The sequence below is a fragment of the Metabacillus niabensis genome (assembly GCF_902829255.1).
Lineage (GTDB): Bacteria > Bacillota > Bacilli > Bacillales > Bacillaceae > Metabacillus > Metabacillus niabensis.
Genome location: NZ_CADEPK010000082.1, coordinates 1 through 22022, shown reverse-complemented (window position 1 = coordinate 22022; position 22022 = coordinate 1). Strand labels below are relative to the sequence as shown.

The following is a 22022-nucleotide window of genomic DNA, read 5'->3' as shown; positions in this document are numbered from 1 at the left end:
ATTTATTAACGAATCGTTTCTAATAAATTGAATGCTTCTTCCTTTGATGCAATCTTTAGCAATTGCTCTCTAAATTCATCATCCATCAATTTTCGAGATAGCATTTGTAAAATTTTAAGATGTGCATCTCCTGCTGCATCCTCAGGTACTGCGATCATAAAAATTAATTTTGCATCAGTTCCGTCTAAGCTTTTCCAATCTACCCCATCACGTTTCATTCCAAAAGCTACAGCTGGACGCTTCACAGCATTTGATTTCCCATGCGGAATTGCGATGTTCATTCCTAAGCCTGTAGAGCTTTCTTCCTCACGTTTTAGAATCGCTTGCTTAAACTCATCTTTAGAATGCAATACACCATTCTGTTCAAATTTAGAAATTAACTCATCAATCACCTTATCGCGTGTCTCACCTTTTAAGTTTGTTTCAATTAAATCGACGTTTGTAATATCCGTTAATTTATTTAAATTTGTGTTAGGTGTTGCTTGCTTGATGATTTCTTCATTTTGTTGTACCTCTTCATTTTTTACAGGTGCTGACTCAACATCCTTCTTCAAAGCAGTTACCATTATTGCTGTCACAATAACCCCAGCAATGACCGCAACAAAGAACATAACGACATTATCTACTGCTCCTAAGACCGCAACAATCGGACCACCATGAGCAACCTTGTCTCCTACATTCGCTATCATCGCAATAACCGAACCAACCATTGATCCTACAACAATACTTGGAATAACACGCAACGGATCCTGAGCGGCAAATGGAATAGCCCCTTCAGTAATACCGAATAATCCCATTGTAAAGGAAGCTTTTCCCGCTTCTCTTTCATTTGGATGGAATTTACGCTTGTTTATAAATGTTGCTAAACCAAGGCCAACTGGCGGAATACAAATTGCAACAGCAATTGGACCCATAATGTAATAATTTCCTTCTGCAATCATTGCTGAACCAAATAGGAAGGCAACCTTGTTAAATGGACCACCCATATCAATCGCAATCATCGCTCCAAGAATTAGCGCTAAAACAATGGAGCTACTACCTTGCATTCCTGCAAGCCAAGTTGTTAATAATTCAAACACACTAGCAACCGGTGAACCAATAATATAAATAAAAGCTAAACCAACAATCACCGATGATAGAATTGGAATAAAATAATTGGCATAACAGGTTGTACCGCTTTTGGTACTTTCATTTTCTTAATGCCTAATGCAACATAGCCCGCTAAGAAACCAGCGATAATTCCACCGATAAACCCAGCACCTGCATCACTGCCATAAAAGCTACCATTTGCCGCAATGTATCCGCCTATCATACCCGGAACTAATCCTGGACGATCAGCAATACTTACCGCAATAAAACCGGCTAATATTGGCACCATGAACATAAATGCTGTACTACCAAGGCTTTCAATTTGCTTCCAAATAGAGTCCTCGGGGATAACGATACCTCCTGGTGTTTGTACACCGCCAAGGGTTAATGCGAGGGCAATTAATAATCCCCCCACTACAATGAACGGAACCATATAGGAAACACCGTTCATTAAATGCTTATAAATTGGATTTTCCTTCTTCTTACGCTGTTTCTCTCCATTTTCGGAAGCAAGCTCTGGTTTATAAACTGGAACATCTCCAGTTTGAATCTTTTTGATAAGATCCTCTGGTTTACGAATTCCCTCTTGCACACCAGTAACTAATAGCTTTTTACCGACAAAGCGGTCTTTTGCTACCTCTTTATCTGCTGCAATAATAATTCCATCTGCTTCTGCAATATCCTGCTCTGTAAGCCCATTTTCAATCCCGATAGAGCCTTGAGTTTCTACTTTAATCTCTACCCCTAATGTCTCGCCTGCTTTTTGTAAATTTTCAGCAGCCATATACGTATGTGCGATTCCGACTGGACAAGCAGTAACAGCTAATATCTTTGCCATTTTGTTTTCCTCCTTAGATGTAAGCGTATTAGCAATCGCTTTCTTATATCTTATAATGTGCTTGTCCATCTATTATTTTTTATTTTTACCAGAAGTTACGGTAAAATCATGTTTATTTTTCATTACTATAAAATTAATTCTCAGAGAAAGTAAAATAGCTGAAAGGGTGTAGGGGAAAAATAGAGCTAGGCTTTACGCAATAACGGAGTGACTAAAGACTATTGATTTACCCGGATACGTTCTAGTTGAAGAATACAAATAAAGAGGCTATCTCAGGAAGCTTTTATACCTTGCTTTTGAGATAACCTCTTATAATATTTATTTATAATAACCATTTAAACCATCTACCGTGTCCATCAGTTTCTGCAATAATTTGCTGAGTTTCGATTCCATTTAACATAAAATCAAGATGAAGATAGCGATCCCACATATTGTTATAGAGATGAAAGACATCCCGTGTTTTCCCAATCTTTTTAATTTGATTGATGAGCGTAAGCTTTACATCCTCTTCTAATTGATTTGCAACATGGGTATGAAAAATACAAATTACTGCATCATCTGGAGCTTGCTCAGTTATATTAGTCAGTAACGATATCCCGTCTCCTTCAATCAAGCTGCTATCATTTCGGTTTAAAAGTTCAGCTGCCTTTTCAAAGAGTTCTCGTCGTCCTTGATGCTCCGGCCAAATTAGTGATTTTAACCACATAAAGTCTTCCTCATCACCCAAATCGCTAATATGTAAATCAATCCCCCGACTAAAGGCAACTGGTGGGCTATTCTTTAAAAGGAGTGGTCTCTTCTCACCAATAATTTCCGATTGAATATGGACTGTTGATTGATTATTACCATAGATTTCGTCGCTTCCATATGAATATTTATATTGATCCCATAAAAGTTGAAGCCCTGCACTTGTGCCAATTTCGATTAATGCTAGGGGCTTCTTCACCATTTCATCTATATAGCAAAAGCTTGGGTAAAGATATGCACAGCGTCTTACCTCATTTGTTTGAACAAGCTTTCTAGATATAAGAGAAATGATGTCCTCCCGATATAGACGACAAAAATCCTTGAAATGCTCAAAGGACTCTTCCGGCTTTTGAGGATGTTCAACAATACTTTGGTAATATTCTTTTAAACTATGATTCTTGCCACTTAGTAAAAGAAAATGAACAGCACTTAAAAAAAGGTTAGGAACTGGTTGACCTGCTTTCGCATTTAAACATAGTTCGAGCAGTTCGCAGTCATTAGCAATTTTATGAGACAAAAATTCATAAAGATCACTTGAGCCATGACATTCATAGACAGCAAAGCGTTTAAAGCGGTGGGACAATTGAGTTATATCCATATTCATCTCCTTCATTTGGAATAATATGTAACTATCATACCATATTGAAGAAGCCCGCTCATTGGTTTTATCCTATTACTATGATAGCTGTTTGAATGTCTAAAAGAACAGGTTTCACATCATAAATATGGGCAAACCGCTAAACGATTTGCCCATTAAAATCATTATTCCATCATACAAGGAACGTCTTATGCTTGAACTTCTTCATCATTTTTCAAGTAACTGGAGAAAAGTCTGATAATCCTTTGTACGACTTAGCTCTTCAATTAATAACGGATTTTCACTAAGTGAAGCAATTTTCCCAATTACTTTGCGAATGTCTATTTGATGTTCCTTTGATATTGCTAGCATAAATACGATTGATACTCTTTCATTCTCCCACTCAAGCGGTTCCTTTAATAACGCAATTGCTATTGCAGACTTATGAATTAGCTGTGGATTTCCATGTGGAATAGCAATCCCTCCGCCAATTGCTGTTGACGATTTCCGCTCCCGATTTACGGCACTATGAATGAACTCCTTTGTGACATAGCCTTTTTTATAAAGGAGAGTTGCGAGCATTTCAACAATTTCATAACGATGATCCTTTTGAACACAAAAGCAGACAAGTTCCTCTAGCATAAAGGTAGAAAAGAGCTGATAATCAGCTTCTTTCGGTCCCTTTTGTTCAATCATGTTAACAAATTGACTTAGTTTTTTCTTATCCTCTTGACTGAAGAGTGGCGAAATAATGACATTCTCCTTACCTTCACTTTCAAGTGGCACAGTCGAGATAATAAAGTCAATCTGATGGACACTTAAATAGGATGAAATATCTGATTTGCCGATACAAGCAACTATTTCAATATTTTTATATTGCTGCTCGATTTTTGCTTCTAATAAACGCGACATCCCGATTCCCATATGACAAACAATAAGTGCCTTTACCTTGCTTTCCTTCCTATTTTCCATCCGCTCAATCGAGGCTTGAAAATGAAGGACAATATAGGCGACTTCATCCTCGGGGATTTCTAAACGGTACATCTTCTTAATTTCTTCAAATGCTAAAATAACCATGTTAAACATATAAGGATACATTTTTTTAATATTCGATAGCAGTGGATTGGTTATTGGAAAACCAAATTTCACTCGATTAATAACAGAATGCAAATGGAAGATGAGACCGTTTTTTAAAAGTCCGTCAGCATCAAATTGATATAGCGTCAGCTTACTAATTTTCGCAACAAGAGTATCGACAATACTCGTTACTTCATCCTCATTTGTGACGGTATAATCTCTTTCCGTTCCCATTCGCTTACTGCTAATAAGATGCCATGTAAAATAGACCTTTTCCTCTTCTGGAAAGGCTAAACTGAACACAGACTCTAGCTGTTCAAAAAACCAAGTGGCGTATTGGAATTCTATTCTTTCCTGTGCCTGTTCCTTTTCTGCAGCTTGTACATATATCGGTTCTCTTTGTCTTATTCGTTTTATCATAATAAGGGCATGAACGACCAAGCTATCAAGTGCACCCTCTCCAAAAGCAATTGAAAATTTCCGTTGCATCATTTCTAATCCATTTTTTACCGTCATAATCTCGTAAGGTAGGAATAAATCGAGTACAACATTCTTTTCGCTCGAGGTAAACGGAATAATCCCTGATAAATGAGCCAAAGCGTTTCTTTTTTGTAATTCTGTTCCTTGTACGACATTCCCAAGCCGCTGCTTTGATACAAGCTCTAAATCAAAGCGTCCAAGCCATTTCGCAATCGTTTCAATATCCTTTTTGATCGTTGCTTTTGGCACATAGTACTGATGAGATAAATGCTGTAATGTTATTGGCTTATTGCTTGTTAATAGCTGGTATGCGATTTCAATAAGTCGTTCCTCATTTGTCTTAGGCTCATTTGAAAAAAGACTTTGCAAAATTTTCGACCGTTCCCCTTTATCAATTTGAATCGAAATACCTAATCCAGGCTTTCGGATCAGGCTACCACTATCATAATTAAGGAGAAATTCTTCAATTTTGTCTAAATCATTTCGCACTGTTTTTTCAGCACAATCAAGCTTTTCCGATAGTTCTTTTATTTGTAGTACTCCTTCTACTTGAAGGAGCAATATTCTAAGTAATTCCTTCTGTCTATTATTCATGATGCACCTGCTCAAACTTTTGTATTATGACATCATTTTATGGCAAGATGCTTCCCTCCGCAAACTCACCAAAAAAAGCATTTATGCTAGTTTCACACTTTCCTGTAGCTTTTATCCGTTTCACAAGATGATACTATTGCCTTCCTTTGTTCAATTGTACTTTCATAAGAGAATATTCGTAAAATAATATCCTTCAACAAATAAAAGCTTTAAAGCAATAACTTTTTACCTACTGACATTTTAGCAAAACTTTAAACTATAAACCTTCTCTTTTTAATCAAAAGAAAATAATTTGTAAGAAAAAATAACAAAACCATTGATTTTTAAAGGGTTATTCTCCCGTGTATCGCCACGTCAAAATTACCTAGATAAGGAATAAAATTAGGAAAATATAACCTGTTTTAATTTTCAGAAAATAAAATTATCGAACTATTCATTATATTCATATAAAGATTATAATAGGTATGTAATTATATTATTTTTTAGTAGAAAAATTTTAGAAGATTCCTTCCAAAATTCTTCTATCTAAATGAAGGGGGATTAATGTGAGAAAATCAGGAAAAGGGAAAAAGAGTATGGATTTGATGAAGACCTTAAAGCTAACAACTAGCTCGGTTGTAATTGGCGGGCTCTTATTCGGTCCTTACATTTCGAGTCCTTCTAATGTACAAGCTGCAAGCCCAGTTCTTGAATCAGCTCCTATCGATTGGAACATCATTCCGGAAGAAAGATTAGCTAAATCATTAAAGGAGAAAGGAATCATCTCAAAAAAGGCAACTTCTTCTGAGGTGGAAAATGCTGTTAAGGCGTATGTTGAGGATAAACAAGGGGACAAGCCTGGTAAGGTTTCGCAAAAGCAAGCAAATGAAATCATGATGGATAAAAAGACGAAGGATTTCCTTACAAAGCAAAAGGACAAGCTCGCAAAACAGCTTAACAAAGGGCATGAACATTATAAAAAAGGTAAACCAAACGGCCCTGTTAAAGTAAACGCTGCAAAACAAACTCCTTATAACGGAGAGGTCCGCACCGACAAAGTGCTTGTATTATTAACGGAATTTTCCGATGTAAAGCACAATGAAGTTGAGCAGGAAGAAGGCTACATGTATGCCGATGACTTTAACCGTGAGCATTATGAAAAGCTTATGTTTGGCGATGAGGAATTCACCTTATTTAACGGGGAAAAGGTAAAAACCTTTAAGCAATATTACGAGGAGCAATCTGGCGGAAGCTATACTGTTGATGGTACGGTTAGCGAATGGTTAACAGTACCAGGTACTGCGAAGGAATATGGGGATGACGATCCCGCGGGAGGTCATGATAACTTAAATCCAAAAGGACCGCGTGACCTTGTACAGGATGCGTTAAATGCTGCGGTTGCTTCCGGTATCGACTTAGCTGAATATGATGAATTTGATTTATACGATCTTGATGGTGATGGCAATCAAAATGAACCTGACGGACTTGTCGACCATCTAATGGTCATCCATGCTGGAACAGGACAAGAAGCTGGTGGTGGTGCTTTAGGTGATGATGCGATTTGGTCACACCGTTGGACTTTAAATGGTGTCTATCCTGTCCCAGGATCTGAGGCTGCTGTTGATTACTGGGGTGGTAACGTCGGTGCATTTGACTATACAATCCAGCCTGAAGATGGAGCTGTTGGTGTTTTTGCCCATGAGTTTGGACATGATTTAGGCTTACCTGATGAATATGATACACAATATACAGGTCACGGTGAACCAGTCGCTTCCTGGTCGATTATGAGTGGAGGAAGCTGGAATGGTAATATTGCCGGAACAGCCCCAACAAGCTTTTCTCCACAAAACAAGGAGTACTTCCAAACAGTAATGGGCGGAAACTGGGCTAATATCGTTGAGGTAGATTATGAGGAAATTACGAAAAATGGTGTTGCCTCCTTCATCGATCAAAGTGTAACGAAATCAAACAATCCCGGGATTGTAAAAGTGAACTTACCACAAAAAGATGTTAAAGGATTTATGCCCGCTGACAATGGTGGCGAAAACTATTATTACAGTCAAAAAGGCGATGACCTTCATACAACATTAGAAACACCAGAATTTGATTTAACAAACGCAACATCAGCACAATTTAATGCACTTCAATGGTTCGAGGTTGAAACAGATTATGATTATGTTTACGTAAATGCGGTAACGAGTGATGGAAAGTCAGTTGAACTTGATATCATTGGCGATGAAAATACTGCAGAGGGTTTGGAAACAACAAACGGACAATGGGTTGAAAAGTCTTATGACTTAAGTCCATTCGCAGGACAAAAGGTTAAGCTTGTGTTTGAATATGTTACGGATGGCGGCTTAGCTCCTAATGGCTTTGCCCTTGATAATCTCTCGGTAACAGCTGACGGTAAAGAAATTTTCACAGATAATGCTGAGGCAGATCCAAAAGTAACAATGGACGGATTTATTGTAACAAACGGTTATTCAAAAGCGAATAACTACTATTATCTTGAATGGCGGAACTATGCTGGTTCAGACAAAGCGTTAGCCTTCTCACGCGGTGCTAAATATAACACAGGTCTAGTCGTTTGGTACGCGGATGATAGCTTTACAGATAACTGGGTTGGCGTTCACCCAGGAGAAGGCTTCCTAGGTGTTGTTGATTCACACCCTGAAGCAGTCTTCGGACTACTAAATGGACAAAAAACGATTAATCAAAGCACAAACTACCAAGTGGCAGATGCTGCGTTTTCACTTGATAAAACACCAGCATTCTCTGTTTTCTCTCCAACACGAGGAGCATACGAGTTTACTAGTTTAAAAGGCAATAAAGTATTTGATGACTCCATGACATATATCAATAACGATATTCCAGACGCTGGTCGAATTGTCCCAAATCTTGGCTTGAAATTTGAAGTCATCGGTGAAGCTAAGGATAATTCTGCAGGAGCAGTTTGGATTCACAAATAAAAACATTGACAAAGAGCATCACTCAAGGGGATACTTTTCTAACAACATGGGGTAATTAAAAAACTCACTGCTATCCAATTTATGAAAAAAAGATGGCAGTGAGTTTTTCTTTCTTGTTCTCTATTTAACTAGATCATTATCATAGATAATAGCGAGAACTAGATGATGGCGAATAGGTTACATTATATTGATCCTTTAATTCATGCTTTACCTCTTCTGTTAAAAGCAGCCCCGCTTGATTAAATTCCTTTTCTAGCTCAAGTCCATTCGCAAGGAGACTACCTTTGTTCCAATCAATCCATTTTCCATATGTTAATGCCCATCTGGATAGTTTGTCTTTTAGCTCAGCTGATACTGGACTTTCATCTAAATCAAGATTACACCCACAGTTCTTACACCAAATTGGATCTGCACTAACATCACCTTCAATTTTTATTTCAGATGTTTTCCCGCTTTTACAGCAGCAGTCCATAAGCCTACCTCCTCTCCTTTACTCTGCTAACTCCACCAAAATGTGGATTAGCCATGTTATTCATCGTAAGACCACTCCTTTAATAAAGACCCACCTAAATAAACGATTAAGGCAGTGGATTTGTGACAAAAAAAGCCTAACAACTTACATTTAAACTATTAAGTTCAAAACAACTTAACTTATAACTGCCTAAACAAGGAACCTATGTCGGTTAAGAAACTATTAGAAAAGTAAAAGGAACAAGCACCGCTAATGAAATTCATCATTTATATAAAGCTACATGCAGTCTTGCTATACCTTCTTTTATTTCCTCTTGGTTCAGATGACCATATCCCAAAATAAGTTGATTTTGATGTTTATCTTTTTCAATTGTATGCTCTTCAACTTGATATACCTTTACTCCACATTGTTCAATCTGTTTAAGCTTCTCTTTTGAAAAATGGAAGTTTGTCACTTCAACAATTAAGTGCAATCCTGTCGAATAACCGAAAACTTGTACCTCGTTGGAAAATGTTGTTTTTATACAGTGCATGAGATAATCTCTTCGCTTTTTATAAACCTTCTTCATCCTTGTTATATGTCGTTCCAAATAACCTTCATCAATAAACCGAGCAAGGATAAGCTGTTCTACAGAAGGGGTATGTAAATCGGAAAACCATTTAAGCCTGCGACTTTCTTCAATAAGTTGCAAAGGAAGAACTAAATATCCTATTCTTAGAGCCGGTGATAGAATTTTACTAAACGAGCCAACATATAATACACATTCAGGCTCCAAGCCCTGTAGCGAACTTACAGGTGGACCTTCATATCGAAACTCACTATCATAATCATCCTCAACAAGATAGCAATTCGTTTTTCTTGAATATTGAATCAATTGAATCCGTCGTTGTATCGGCAACGTTCCACCTAAAGGAAACTGATGAGAAGGAGTAATAAAGATGAGCTTCGGTTTTTTATTTTCTGGTAGCAATGCTGTTTTTATTCCATATTCATCTACAGGTATTGGAAAAATGGTAGCACCCGTAGTTTTAAAAATCGTTTGAATATCGTTTGTAATAGGATCCTCCATTATTACCGTATCGTTCGGTGATAAAAGCAATCTAGATACAAGTGTTAAAGCTTGAGTTGCACCAGAAGTAATGACAATTTGTTCAGGATGACAAGCTACTCCTCGAGTTTTCAGTAAATAACGTGCTAGAGCTTGTCTTAGTTCCGGGCGCCCTTCTGGAAGATCATAACCAAACATTGAATGCGATGTATCATTCCAAATAGCATGAGACAATTTTGCCCATGTTTTGCGTGGAAATAAATCCAGGGCTGGTAACCCCGAACGAAAGTCGATGATGTTCGCAGCATCCGTTTTATTCTCACGCCAATTTAAAGCATGATTTGGTACCACCCTTTTCTCTAAAAAGGTTCCTTTTGCAACAAATGTCCCTGAACCTCTACGTGTTACTAAAAACCCTTCGGCTATTAGTTGGTCATACGCTTCTAGAATCACATTCCTAGACACCTTTAACTCAAAAGCAAGTTCGCGTGTCGAAGGAAGCTTTTCTTCAGATTGTAAGTCACCATTTAAAATTCGTTCCCGGATTTGTTGATAGACCTGCCTAATTAATGGTATATCCAATGATCGGTCAATAGGTATCCAAAGCATCCTACATGCTCCCCTTAACATAATTGGTACTAGCAAAAATAACAATAAGTGGTACTAATACAAACCATTTTACCATGATATGGTTACTTCAAATAGGAAAAGGAGATGTATAAAGATGACGAACGATAAAGTTCAATTCACACGAGCTCTTAAAACAATTGCACGAAACGAGCAAATGAAATCCTACATTCAACAATCCAATGAACTGTACCCCTTATTATTAAAGGCAGCAAAACGATTTGTCATAGGAGAACATAGACAGGAGGCAATTGCAACTGCAAAAGAATTAATCACAAAAGGGTATCTCATTTCATTAGACTACATAGGGGAAAATACAATAGACCTAAAGGAATGTCAAAAAGCAAAAAACGAGTATTTACATCTAATGGAGGAAATGAGTTCACTCTCAATGCAACAAACTGTTTCGCTTGATTTATCACATATTGGATTATCCTTTGATGCAGAAACAGCTCACCTCCATTTGCTTGAAATAGCCAAGGCAGCAAAGTTAAACAAGATGACAGTTATGATCGGTATGGAAGAATCATCGAAAACAGATGAAATCCTCACTATTTATAAAAAGGCAACTTCGCAATACGATAATATCGGAATCACAATCCAAACACATTTACTTCGCTCAAACAATGATATTCAGAATCTAGTAGATTTACCTGGGAGGATTCGAATTGTTAAGGGAGCCTATCAGGAATCTTCTAAAGATGCTATACCAAGATCAAACGAATTAAATAACCGTTATCTTCATTTTGTTGAACAATTAATAGAAGCTAACCACCCAGTATCAGTAGCTACACATGATGAAACTTTAATAAAAGAAATGGAGCAACGCGGGTATTTTCGTCATCCAAATTTAGAAATAGAAATGCTCTACGGAATACGTCCGGATTTGTTAAAGGCTTTAAAAAGCAAAGGGTATAATTGTAAAATATACTTGCCTTACGGAAAAGACTGGTACTTGTATTTATGTCATCGAATCGCTGAGCATCCGGAAAATTTATATCGTGCCATAACCGAGATCATTGTTCCAGCTTTAACTGAAAGAAGTAAAGCATATTGAATGAGCATTTCGTTGCAAGTGTTAAAGTGATTCTAGCTATGATTATTGTAGGTAGTTCAGTCGTAGCCGGTAAACTGCTTGCGCAAAGTTTTCCTGTGTTTTTAGCTTCTGAATTACGATTTCTAGTCGCGACCATTATTATGGTCCCAATACTCATTCGTATCGAGGGGTTTCCTTCGATTCAGAAGAGGGAAATGCTGATTCTGTTTTTACAAGGATTATTTGGCGTCTTTTTGTATAGTATTTTTATGTTATACGGACTGACCTTCACTACAGCCATTGAAGCCGGAATCATTACAAGTACAATTCCAGCCGTTACTGGAGGTCTAGCTTTCCTTTTCTTAAAGGAAAGATTAACTAAAAGTGTTAGTGTCGGTATTCTGCTTGCCGTTTTAGGGACGCTTATCATCAATGTTGTCGGCTCTGCTTCGGATATTGAACGTGGTTCCTCACCTATCTTTGGAAATCTCCTCATTTTCGGTGCTGTGATTTGTGAAGCATTATTTATTATATTAGGGAAGTTTGTTTCACAACGGGTTAGTCCTCTTGCAATTTCAACAATTGTAAGTGTTTTAGGTACTATTTTATTTTTACCGCTTTCCCTTTATGAGGGGGCTAAGTTTAACTTTGAAGGAGTAACAATGGCTGAGTGGGGATTAATATTATATTTCGGTATTGTTGTAACTGTTATTGCTTTTATTCTCATGTACCAAGGGGTGTCTAAAGTTCCAGCAAGTACAGTTGGGGTATTGACAGGGGTACTACCAATTAGCAGTGTCATTCTTTCAGTACTTATTTTAGGTGAAAAAATCTCTTTCTTTCACTTTATAGGAATTAGTTTCACCTTAACAGCTATCCTTTTGAGTAATAAGCAGCCTGCGAAGAAATTAAATAGAACTAATTGTTAGTCTCAAAAACAATTGTTTTTGAGACTTTTTTATAATGGGAATTGAATTCTAATAACTTAAATTTACTTCTTTTCCCGAAATAAATTTATATAATTCTTTAAAATAGAAAAAGGAGCCTCAAAACTGATAATCAGCTTTATAGACACCTTTTGTCATAAAATAGAGTGCTATTTTCTACTACGCTCGCAGCTTCATAACCCCATTCACCTTCTCAGCTGCAAATAACATACAAAGTGCAAGTACGAGAATGACGAACGAGAATAGATGAATCGAAATATAGTTTGCGATTAATCCAAATAACGGTGGAAGGAAGGTCGAGCCAACATAAGCGACCGCCATTTGATATCCGATAATTGCTTGAGAGTTTGCTCTCCCAAAACGGCTAGGCGTTTCATGAATCATACATGGATAAATCGGGGCACAGCCTAACCCTATTGCGATAAATCCTAGTAACGATACAATATTTGGTAATGGAAGAACTAACAAGATCCCACCAAAGATAATGATAAATTGTCCGATGCGAATTAAAAGTGTATTATTTACCTTCATCGTAATAAAGCCCGTTACAAGTCTTCCAATAGTTATTCCAGCATAAAATAAAGAAACCCATTGTGCCGCAACAGCTGCAGACATTCCTTTACTATTAACTAAATAACTACTTCCCCATAGTCCCATTGTTGCTTCCACGCCACAGTAGAATAAAAAAGTTAGAAGCGCAAACTTCACTCCCTTTATTTTCAATGGTTTTGCTGCTTTTGGATTTTCTTCAATCGAAGTGGCAGTTTCTGAGACAGCAGCTGTATTTCCAGTCATTTTCGCTACCTTTGCCCATAATGGCAGGCTCAAAAATAAAATGATTGTTAGTCCAATTTGAAGCATAGAAATGGTAAAATAACCCTTCTCCCAAGAGCCTTGATGACTAATATAAAAGGACATAATAATCGGTCCAATGCTTGCTCCAACACCCCAAAAGCAATGGAGCCAGCTCATATGACTTGCCTTATAATGGAGGGCTACATAGTTGTTTAATGCTGCATCGACAGCCCCTCCACCAAGCCCTAACGGAATTGCACAAATGACAAGCCAAATAAACGAAGGTGCAAACGAAAAGCCTAACAATGCACCAGCTGTTAACAGGACACTAATGACCATAACTTTCCCGGTGCCAAGCAGGTCATTTAGCCTTCCTGATACTAAGCTCGACAAAATTGTTCCTGCTGAGATGATCATATAAAGATACCCTGCTGTATCCAGAGACTTTCCAAAGTCAGACTGCATAACAGGCCATGCCGACCCTAATAAGGAATCTGGCAAACCTAAGCTTATAAACGCTAAATAAATAATGACTAATAATAATGTTGCCAAGCTAGCTTCCCTCTCTCTTATACAAATTTATTGTCTAAGCATTCTTTCAACTGCTAAAAATTTCAAGCCATGCAAATAATCCTCTTTCCAATCACTTGTCTTTAAATCGGGAAGATGCTCCTTTGGCACAAAGCTTGCAGCAAGCATGTTTATTCGTTCAAGCATTGACTGCTCCATCTCTTCCTTATTAAAAATAATTGTGTGCGGATTAATCATCACTGTCATCATTGCAACAAGTCGACTAATCGCTTCTTCCTGTTCCCGCTTTTCACCTTGGAGTGCTTCATAAAAGGTTTGATCCCCTCCAATCGGTGTAAAGGAAACCTCTCCTGTAAAAAACGATTTGCCTCGGACAACATCGCCATTTACAAACAATCCCGCACCAGGACCATTATTTCCCGCAAGGATATAAACACTTGATTGCCTTTTCTCCATATCATTTCGATGATGGTAGCCAAGAACAGCAGCATTCATATCATTTTCGACAACGACCGAAAGTGAAAATTCCTCTTCTATGACAGCTTGTAAGTCAACATCGTGAAACCCTGAATAATCGGGAATATAAAAAATCTTCCCATTTTCTACAGCACCTGGTACTCCAAAGGCAATCGAACAAATACTAGGAAACGCATTTAAAATATCCGTGATCAAGCCTTTTAATAAAGATAAATTTTCGCCTAGCACACTCTTATAAGTACCTTGCTTTTTCACCTCACCTAGACAGTTAAACACGGTAAAAACCGTTTCATTACGTTCTAAAAATATCGCTAACCCTAGCATATAATCAGGATTATATAAATAGCGCTGTGCTGGACGTCCTCCACTTGATTCATCAAAGCCTAAATTTGTCACCTCACCTGATTTCTCCATTTGGTCAATTAGCTTTGTAATCGTCGGAAAACTAATGCCAACCTTTTCACATAATTCACCTTTTGTCGCACTTCCTAATGTCAAAAGCGCTACACGAATTTGATGAAGCATAGCGGTTGATTTATGATTTACAGTCAATTTTTCTCACCTCTCTTAAAAACATTACAACACTTTTTAAACAGTTTTAATAAGTCGATATAAATATACCATGAGCAACTCCTTTTTAGAAGATCTTAGTAAAAATTATCCAAGATTAATAAAAGCCTGCCTACTTTAATAAACTTATTTTCTCTACTAATAACTAAGAGGGTCAGACCCCAAGTCTAACCCTCTTAAAAGATTACTCTATTGAATTAAATTGCAGCTTTAATCTGTTTCGTATAGTAGAAGCGTACAATGAAGAAGTAGATGATTTGGATGAATAAGAAAACACCCAATACAATAACAGATTCTTTGAATAAATTAAAGGCAAACAAATTCGATAATGCAGTTAATGCAATTGCTCCATGGACAAGCGCTACGATGATTGGAGCGAAAAAGAGAATCGCTGTTTGTCTGTTTAAAACCTTTTTTAGCTCCTTATCCGTTAATCCCATTTTAGAAATGGATGAGAATTTTTGCTTATCTTCATCTAAATCCATGTATAAACGGAAATAAAGGAAGCTTCCTGCTGAAACAAAGAAGACGATACCGATAAATAATCCGATGAATAAAATCGGGCCGTAAAATTTCATGATTTCATAGATTTCGTACTCGACAGACGTCATTTCATATCGTTCTAACTTATCATATAGCTTTTCAGATGCAGCCATAATTCCCTCTTCACCATCAGTTACTTGCCAAGCATAAAAGCTCTCTGCATCTATTGGCTTAGGAAGCAGCTCATAATCATGGTCTGAAACAATAAAATACGAACTCATTGCAGGTAACGCTCTCGATGTAATGACCTCATCTTCATTTGGCTTTAATGTAACACCTGATTTCAACTTAATCGTCTCATTTAACATCTGTGTTTGTTGACCAAGATTCGTTCCTTGGAAATCAACAACAATAATCTGTCCATCCTTCACCTTCATTTGCTTTTCCCCAATTAATGAGGCAAATCGATTAAAATCAGATTCCTTTGTTATCAAAATCGAATCATTCGCAATTTCATAGTAGGTCATGTTCGTATGCTCAGAATCTGCTTTAATCTTTTCTTCTTGTAGTGTTTGATTGATAAACTCTACATTTTGCTTCTCTGCTTCCTTATCAACGGTTTTATAAGAAAATGTCGTTGCATTTACATGTTTAACGCTAGAGGTTAGGACTGTCTGAAATCCAAATAATGAACCAATCGCACAAAATGCTACAGTCGAAACCATTGCAACCATAAAAAATGTCCGGGCATTATCCTTCATTCGAAAGGCTAAATCAGAAAAAAGCAGCATATTTGTTTTGAACCAAAAAATATGTTCCTTCTTTCTCAATCTCCGAATAATGTAAACACTTAATTGGGTAAATAACAAATATGTTCCGATGCTGACAACTATGATAACTGGTAGCATCGCCATCACAACGGTAATACCTTTCACGATTAACGCTACTGCGTACCCCGATCCAAGTAACAGAACAGCTAGCAATGTTAAGAAAAGATTTGCTTTTGGTTCTCCCTTTGAAATTTTATTCGCTTTAATGAGTTCAATAAGCTTTTTACTACGTAGTACATACGTAACAAATAGTGAAATAAAGAAAAACAAGACGATAAATGAAACAAATGTCATCATGATCGCTTGTGTTGGAAAATAAAATGGCAGCGAGCTTTCAATAATCAATACATTTTCGGCAACTAACAAAATTCCTTTTGCAAACACAATACCTAGTAAAATCCCACCAATTGTAGCAAATAAACCGATTAACATATTTTCTAAAAACACCATAAGACGGATTTGTTTCATTGACATCCCTTGAATCATCAATAGCCCGAATTCTCTTTTCCGTGATTGTAAAAACGAGCTCATCGAATAAAGAACAAAAAAGAAGGAAAAGACATAGATGATTCCTGCCGAAATATTCATCCCTTGTGTCACATTTGAATTCATATCACTTCCGCTTAATCCCGGATGAAAGGCAAAAATCGAAAATGTAAAGAAAACCATAACGGTAAAAAGGCTACTAAGAAAGTATGCAGCATACAACCTTTTATTTCGAATAACATTATTAAACGCGAACTGACGAAAGGTCATGTGCATCCCCTCCCAGTAAAGAAAGTGTATCAATTATTTTTTGGAAAAAGGCTTGGCGATTATCCCCACGATGGATTTCGGAATAGAACTTTCCATCACGAATAAAGACAACCCTGTTGCAATAGCTTGCAGCTTGCGCATCATGAGTTACAAGCATCATCGTTGTCCGTTCCTTTTTATTAATGTCCTCGAGCATTTCCATAACATCCTTTGAGGATTTTGAATCAAGATTTCCTGTCGGTTCATCAGCTAATAATAGCTTTGGTCTATGAATCATCGCTCTTGCAACGGCTGCTCTTTGTGCTTGTCCCCCTGAAATTTCGTAGGTACGCTTTTTCATAATTCCGCTAATTCCAAGCTTTTCAGCAATTTCATTTGCCTTTTGCTTCATTTCCTTCACTTTTCTCCCATCCAATGTTAACGGAAGAACGATATTTTCCTCGACGGTTAACGTATGGAGTAAATTAAAGTCCTGGAACACAAAGCCTAGCTCACGCCGTCTAAATTTTGCTAATTCCTCTTTCTTTAATTTATGTGGGTTATTTCCATTAATTAAAATTTGCCCTGTCGTTGGCTCATCAATTGTTGCGATCATATTGAGCAACGTCGTTTTCCCACTTCCTGACGGCCCCATTATCCCGACAAATTCACCTTCATCAATTGTTAAATCTATATCCGTTAACGCACGATAGGCAATATTACCTTCATAAACTTTACTTACTTGTTTTACATTCAGCATCACAAGTTCTCCCTTCAATTCAAGTTTCTTTAACTTGTGACTAGTATATCCTCTATTTGATTAGTAAAAAATCGATTTTTCTTTCACTTTCCTTACACGGATGTAAGGTTTTGTGTAGCAGTAAAAATAATTCTAAATGTTGACCCCTCACCGACCTTTGATTCGAGTTCGATACGATGCCCAAGATGCTCTATAGCCTCTTTCGCCAAGTAGAGGCCCATTCCCGTCGATTCTCTGAATTTCCGCCCATTTTCTCCTGTATAAAACGGGTCAAAAACACGACGCTTATCCGTTTCAGGTATGCCTACTCCATAGTCCTTTACCTCTAAAATAGCTTCTCCGGCTTTTTCATAAATTGAAATGTTAATTGTCTTACCTTTTCCTTTCGAATACTTAACAGCATTATTAATAAGCTGTGAAAGGATAAAAAACAACCATTTCTCATCAGTCTCTACCGTAACCCCATCCTTTTCCTGCGAAAGATTTGGATATACCTGATTTCTTATATAGAAGCGTTTATTTTCACGATTCACTTCACTTACAAGCTTTGTAAGATTAACGGGTTTAATATGAAAATCCTGTTCAATCGTCCGCAGTCTTGCCATATAAAGAATCGTATTTAACCCCGTTTTCATTCGATCCGTTTCCTCGCGAATACTCGATGAATCCGGTTCATCTAAGTTTTGTGCAATTAACTCGATGACAGAGATCGGTGTTTTCATTTGGTGGACCCATTGATCCATAAACTTCAAATGCTCAGCCTGTCGTGACTCTAATCTTTTAATTTGCTCCTGATAATGCATATATTGATTTTTCAAAAGATGATCAAGCGCCTCAGAAATAGGGGTTTGTTCTGTTTTTTGGAGAGATTGATCCAAGGATTCAAGCTCATTGCTGAGCCGTTTATAAAAAAGGCGCCGGCTATAATAATGATAAATTAAATATCCACCAAGAAAAAAGAAACCGAGAAACACCGCATAAAGCGCTGGTAATAGACGAGGATAGCCATCAAGAAAATAGATTGATAAAATAACAAAAAATTGAATGATTTGAACAACAATAAGAAGAGCATGCTCCTTTAAAAATAGCTTCATTGCTGCTCAGCCTTTGTCCAGGAAATATTCAATCGATAGCCTGCTCCTCTAACCGTTTCAACTGCCCCTTTAATTCCTACTGCTTCAAATTTCTTCCGCACTCGGGTAATGTTAACGTTCAAGGTGTTTTCATCAACATACATTTGGTCATCCCATAATTTTTCAAGCAAATCCTCACGTCCCGCAACACGTGGATATCGTTCAATTAAGCTTTCGATAATATCAGATTCCTTTTTTGTGAGTGTAACTGTTTCTTCATGAAACGATAGCTCTAGCCTTTCGGGATATAGCTTTAAGCCTTCTGTTTCTAATACGCGCTCCTCAACATGTGCTGCATATTCCCCATAAGCTCGACGAAGCTGACTGCGAATCTTTGCCATAACTATTTCGGGATGGAAGGGCTTCGTAATAAAATCGTCACCGCCATTTTCCAGCGCCATCACTTGATCCATTTCACCGACACGTGCTGATATGAAAATAACAGGACAAATTGATTCCTTACGAATTTGCCGACACCAATAATAGCCATCAAAGCTTGGTAAATTAATATCTAAAAGAACGAGATCAGGATTAAATGCTTGAAAGTCCTTCATCACATGTTCAAAATCAATAACGACATTCGCCTCGTATCCATATTTATTTATGTATGATTGTAAATGCTCCGCAATTTTCGGATCATCCTCAATAATTAATATCCTTTGCATCTCACTCACTCCTTTGTCTGTGAAAATTATGCCATATAATAGATCATTAAAAAAGGCTATCTCCACAACCTTACAAGATTGTAAGAAAAATGTAAGGCTATTCAATTTCTTAAGACTAAACTGATTTATACAATGAAGTAACAGGCTTTGAAAAAGGAGATTAGCAATGAAAACAGTTATCTTTGGAATGCTCGCCATTGTCATTATTTTAATTGGTGGTTATGCAGTTATTTAAAATTGCACAACTGGTGTAACCAATATTCAATTTAACCACTTACTATGTTAATCTGATTGGCAAGGTATAGACGATTGCAGAAAATGTACTATACGAGTTTTGACGTTTTAAAAGGGAGTTTAAGGTCGTGGTTATCTAAAATTAGTGCAGTAAGAATATTAAGATAAATAAGAAGCATCCAATAAAGGGCTAAAGATAAAGCAAGCGAAAAAAATAGTGCATTTTCTTCGCTTGCTTTTGTATTTTTTTAGATTATTATTTAAAGAGAATCTAATACCTCGTCCAACGTTCATTTGTCAGTTATTTAGACCCTTTACTTTCAATCATAATCTTCGGGCTAGACATATAAAGGGGAGAAAAGTCAATTTTCTGACTTCTTAGACAGCCTTGTCATTATTTAAGCTCACACTAAATTGTTTCGAAGTGCTATATAATGAATTGGATAACCCTTTTAATTGTAAACCAATTTCATGAGTGCTTTCCATTTGCTTTATTTGAATATTACTTGTAGAAAGCATTTGTTCTGTACTGGCAAGGGTTTCTTGTGAGATTGATGCAAAGCTTAATGTTTCTTCTTCTAGGTCCGGCAAAATCTGTTTTAGACTTTGAAGCTCTCCTTGCATTCCTTGAAGCTTTTTACTAACCGTATCAATTTCATTCATTAATTCATCAAAGGATGCTTTTGAATCGTTTGCCGTTTCTAGGTAGCTTCTAATTTTCATAAGCATATCATCAAATTCAGTTGTAGCTCGAATCGTTACATCTTCCATTTCAATAATTGATTTTGAGATATCTACAGTAGCAGACGAGGATTGTTCTGCAAGTTTACGTACCTCGTTAGCAACAACTGCAAATCCTTTTCCCGCTTCTCCTGCTCTTGCTGCTTCGATTGTTGCATTCAGGGCCAATAACTTCGTTTGATCAGCGACACCTTTAATTAAGCCTACAAGATTTGTTATGGAGGATGAATGCTCCTTTACTTGTTGAATCGTTGACGTCATGTGCTCAAACTCTTGCTCAAAACTGTGGATTGTATTAATTAAATATGTATTGTTCTTTTCTCCACGCTCTGCAGATATATTCATATCTTCTGCGCTTTGAAATACCGTATCCATCCCCGAAATTAACAGTTGTATTTTTTGTTTCATTGCTCTGAAGCCCTGCACACTATTATCCGAGCTACTTGCTGTTTGTTCAGCACCATGCTTTACGACATTAATAGCTTCAATTAACTGACGGCTATAAGACAGTGCATCTTCAGAAGAATGACTCAATTTTTCTCCGGTTGTTTCTAGCTCTGTTGTTGTTTCATTTATTTCATTTATAACATTTCTCATCTGTTCAATCATCATGTTGAAGCTAACCTTTAGAGATTGTAGCTCTGGAATCGTTGTTTTAATTAAAGCTTTTTCATTTAAATTCCCCTCACGTACCTTTGTCATAACATTTCTCAGGTCATTGAGAGGTTTTGTTAGACTACGAACAAACAAAATTATAAGAAGAGTTGAAATGATTATGCTAACAGCCATTACAACGATCATAAATTTTGCCATTTCATTCACTGGTCCCAAATAAGATGCTGTCGGAACTACCAATAGGGACTTCCCATCAATTTCCGGCACTTTTAAAACGGAAATTGTATAGTCTTCACCATTAATTTTTTGCTGAAAGACACCTTTATCTTCACTTTGTATCTTTTTTATAAAAGAGTCTGGGAAAGATATGTTTGCTTTATTGCTTACTTTAAAAGGTTTGATCTCTTCATCTGTATAATAGAATATATGTGCTTTAATTCCATCTGTTTCTAACTGACGTTGCTGATCTCGTATGCTAATCTCTAATTGCTGCATAAAATAGGAGTCATCACTTACATATAAAAACTTTAAGTTTTTAGCTACATATGCCATAACCTCTGATTCACGACTTATACGATTTTCAATTGTCTCAATTGTCGTATCTCTTGCCTTTAAATAGGAACTAATTCCTACAATGGTAATGGAAACGACTAATAAAAAAATAAATAAAAACAATAATCGGCTTTGCAAGTTAACGTTTGCAAATACTTTATCCAAAAGTCGATTAGGCGCTGATAAATTTTCCTTTTCAGTTTTCTTTGTCTTTCCAGGCTTTTTCGATTTATTCTTTACCTTATGTATGAGTCTATTTTTTAAGTGGTTCGCCCATTTCTGTTTCAAAACTGAGCCCTCCATATCTCGTGTAATTTTGACTCATTATAACATTTAAATATTAAGCTAGTGTTAAGAATGAATAACTCGTCAATATGGCAATTTACTTATTTTTTAGAGATCAATAGTAGTTATCTAGAAC

At 36.8% G+C, this 22022-nt stretch carries 14 protein-coding genes and 1 pseudogene; 3 read left to right on the top strand and 12 right to left on the bottom strand.

Translation table 11 applies throughout. The features are described 5' to 3' along the window. Positions 1-5: 5 nt before the first annotated feature. The 3 genes and pseudogenes from HU235_RS08820 to HU235_RS08810 form a co-directional block, all read right to left on the bottom strand. Positions 6-1927, bottom strand: a pseudogene (locus HU235_RS08820) (fructose-specific PTS transporter subunit EIIC). 322 nt (positions 1928-2249) lie between these two features. Further along, the gene (locus tag HU235_RS08815) at positions 2250-3272 is read right to left on the bottom strand and encodes a DUF2332 domain-containing protein (protein WP_174879971.1); all 1023 of its coding nucleotides are present in this window, start codon (positions 3270-3272) and stop codon (positions 2250-2252) included. A gap of 207 nt (positions 3273-3479) precedes the next feature. Further along, positions 3480-5402: a BglG family transcription antiterminator gene (locus HU235_RS08810; RefSeq protein WP_233452176.1), complete on the bottom strand. Its 1923-nt coding sequence runs from the start codon at positions 5400-5402 to the stop codon at positions 3480-3482. Positions 5403-5977: 575 nt separating this feature from the next. Here HU235_RS08810 and HU235_RS08805 point away from each other — a divergent pair. Next, positions 5978-8350, top strand: coding sequence for an immune inhibitor A domain-containing protein (locus tag HU235_RS08805; RefSeq protein WP_233452177.1), 2373 nt, complete (start codon positions 5978-5980; stop codon positions 8348-8350). A 139-nt stretch (positions 8351-8489) separates the two neighbouring features. Here the strand turns inward: HU235_RS08805 and HU235_RS08800 are convergent, their stop codons facing one another. Together HU235_RS08800 and pdxR are read right to left on the bottom strand one after the other, a co-directional pair. Continuing rightward, entirely contained in the window at positions 8490-8822 is a 333-nt protein-coding gene (locus tag HU235_RS08800) for a hypothetical protein (RefSeq protein ID WP_174879969.1), read from the bottom strand. Positions 8823-9084: 262 nt separating this feature from the next. Next, entirely contained in the window at positions 9085-10479 is a 1395-nt protein-coding gene (gene pdxR / locus HU235_RS08795) for a MocR-like pyridoxine biosynthesis transcription factor PdxR (RefSeq protein ID WP_174879968.1), read from the bottom strand. 115 nt (positions 10480-10594) lie between these two features. Between pdxR and HU235_RS08790 the strand changes: the two genes are divergently transcribed. Together HU235_RS08790 and HU235_RS08785 are read left to right on the top strand one after the other, a co-directional pair. Then, positions 10595-11554: a proline dehydrogenase family protein gene (locus HU235_RS08790; protein WP_174879967.1), complete on the top strand. Its 960-nt coding sequence runs from the start codon at positions 10595-10597 to the stop codon at positions 11552-11554. Next, on the top strand, positions 11551-12462 hold the full coding sequence (locus HU235_RS08785) for a DMT family transporter (protein WP_174879966.1): 912 nt from the start codon (positions 11551-11553) through the stop codon (positions 12460-12462). The genes HU235_RS08790 and HU235_RS08785 overlap by 4 nt, the downstream gene beginning before the upstream one ends. A 177-nt stretch (positions 12463-12639) precedes the next feature. Here HU235_RS08785 and HU235_RS08780 read toward each other — a convergent pair whose 3' ends face one another. From HU235_RS08780 to HU235_RS08750, 7 genes are all read right to left on the bottom strand, one after another. Further along, a complete protein-coding gene (locus tag HU235_RS08780; RefSeq protein WP_174879965.1) occupies positions 12640-13827 on the bottom strand; it encodes an MFS transporter in 1188 nt (395 codons plus the stop codon). 27 nt (positions 13828-13854) lie between these two features. Further along, positions 13855-14808 carry an ROK family transcriptional regulator gene (locus HU235_RS08775; protein WP_174879972.1) on the bottom strand — a complete coding sequence of 318 codons (954 nt, stop codon included), beginning with the start codon at positions 14806-14808 and terminating at the stop codon, positions 13855-13857. A gap of 242 nt (positions 14809-15050) precedes the next feature. After that, positions 15051-16922: an ABC transporter permease gene (locus HU235_RS08770; protein WP_174879964.1), complete on the bottom strand. Its 1872-nt coding sequence runs from the start codon at positions 16920-16922 to the stop codon at positions 15051-15053. Next, positions 16897-17661, bottom strand: coding sequence for an ABC transporter ATP-binding protein (locus HU235_RS08765; RefSeq protein WP_174879963.1), 765 nt, complete (start codon positions 17659-17661; stop codon positions 16897-16899). Before HU235_RS08765 ends, HU235_RS08770 begins: the two co-directional genes overlap by 26 nt. 92 nt (positions 17662-17753) lie before the next feature. Further along, the gene (locus HU235_RS08760) at positions 17754-18755 is read right to left on the bottom strand and encodes a sensor histidine kinase (protein ID WP_174879962.1); all 1002 of its coding nucleotides are present in this window, start codon (positions 18753-18755) and stop codon (positions 17754-17756) included. Then, positions 18752-19459 carry a response regulator transcription factor gene (locus HU235_RS08755; RefSeq protein WP_095299419.1) on the bottom strand — a complete coding sequence of 236 codons (708 nt, stop codon included), beginning with the start codon at positions 19457-19459 and terminating at the stop codon, positions 18752-18754. The genes HU235_RS08760 and HU235_RS08755 overlap by 4 nt, the downstream gene beginning before the upstream one ends. Positions 19460-20071: 612 nt before the next feature. Next, positions 20072-21889, bottom strand: coding sequence for a methyl-accepting chemotaxis protein (locus tag HU235_RS08750; protein ID WP_233452175.1), 1818 nt, complete (start codon positions 21887-21889; stop codon positions 20072-20074). Positions 21890-22022: the final 133 nt, after the last annotated feature.

Excerpts from the sequence above, each read along its gene's own strand:
- HU235_RS08810 (WP_233452176.1), bottom strand. The coding sequence starts at position 5,402 with ATGAATAATAGACAGAAGGAATTACTTAGAATATTGCTCCTTCAAGTA.
- HU235_RS08765 (WP_174879963.1), bottom strand. The coding sequence starts at position 17,661 with ATGCTGAATGTAAAACAAGTAAGTAAAGTTTATGAAGGTAATATTGCC.
- HU235_RS08805 (WP_233452177.1), top strand. The coding sequence starts at position 5,978 with ATGGATTTGATGAAGACCTTAAAGCTAACAACTAGCTCGGTTGTAATT.
- HU235_RS08790 (WP_174879967.1), top strand. The coding sequence starts at position 10,595 with ATGACGAACGATAAAGTTCAATTCACACGAGCTCTTAAAACAATTGCA.
- HU235_RS08800 (WP_174879969.1), bottom strand. The coding sequence starts at position 8,822 with ATGGACTGCTGCTGTAAAAGCGGGAAAACATCTGAAATAAAAATTGAA.
- HU235_RS08770 (WP_174879964.1), bottom strand. The coding sequence starts at position 16,922 with ATGACCTTTCGTCAGTTCGCGTTTAATAATGTTATTCGAAATAAAAGG.
- HU235_RS08815 (WP_174879971.1), bottom strand. The coding sequence starts at position 3,272 with ATGGATATAACTCAATTGTCCCACCGCTTTAAACGCTTTGCTGTCTAT.
- pdxR (WP_174879968.1), bottom strand. The coding sequence starts at position 10,479 with ATGCTTTGGATACCTATTGACCGATCATTGGATATACCATTAATTAGG.
- HU235_RS08775 (WP_174879972.1), bottom strand. The coding sequence starts at position 14,808 with ATGCTTCATCAAATTCGTGTAGCGCTTTTGACATTAGGAAGTGCGACA.
- HU235_RS08755 (WP_095299419.1), bottom strand. The coding sequence starts at position 19,459 with ATGCAAAGGATATTAATTATTGAGGATGATCCGAAAATTGCGGAGCAT.
- HU235_RS08760 (WP_174879962.1), bottom strand. The coding sequence starts at position 18,755 with ATGAAGCTATTTTTAAAGGAGCATGCTCTTCTTATTGTTGTTCAAATC.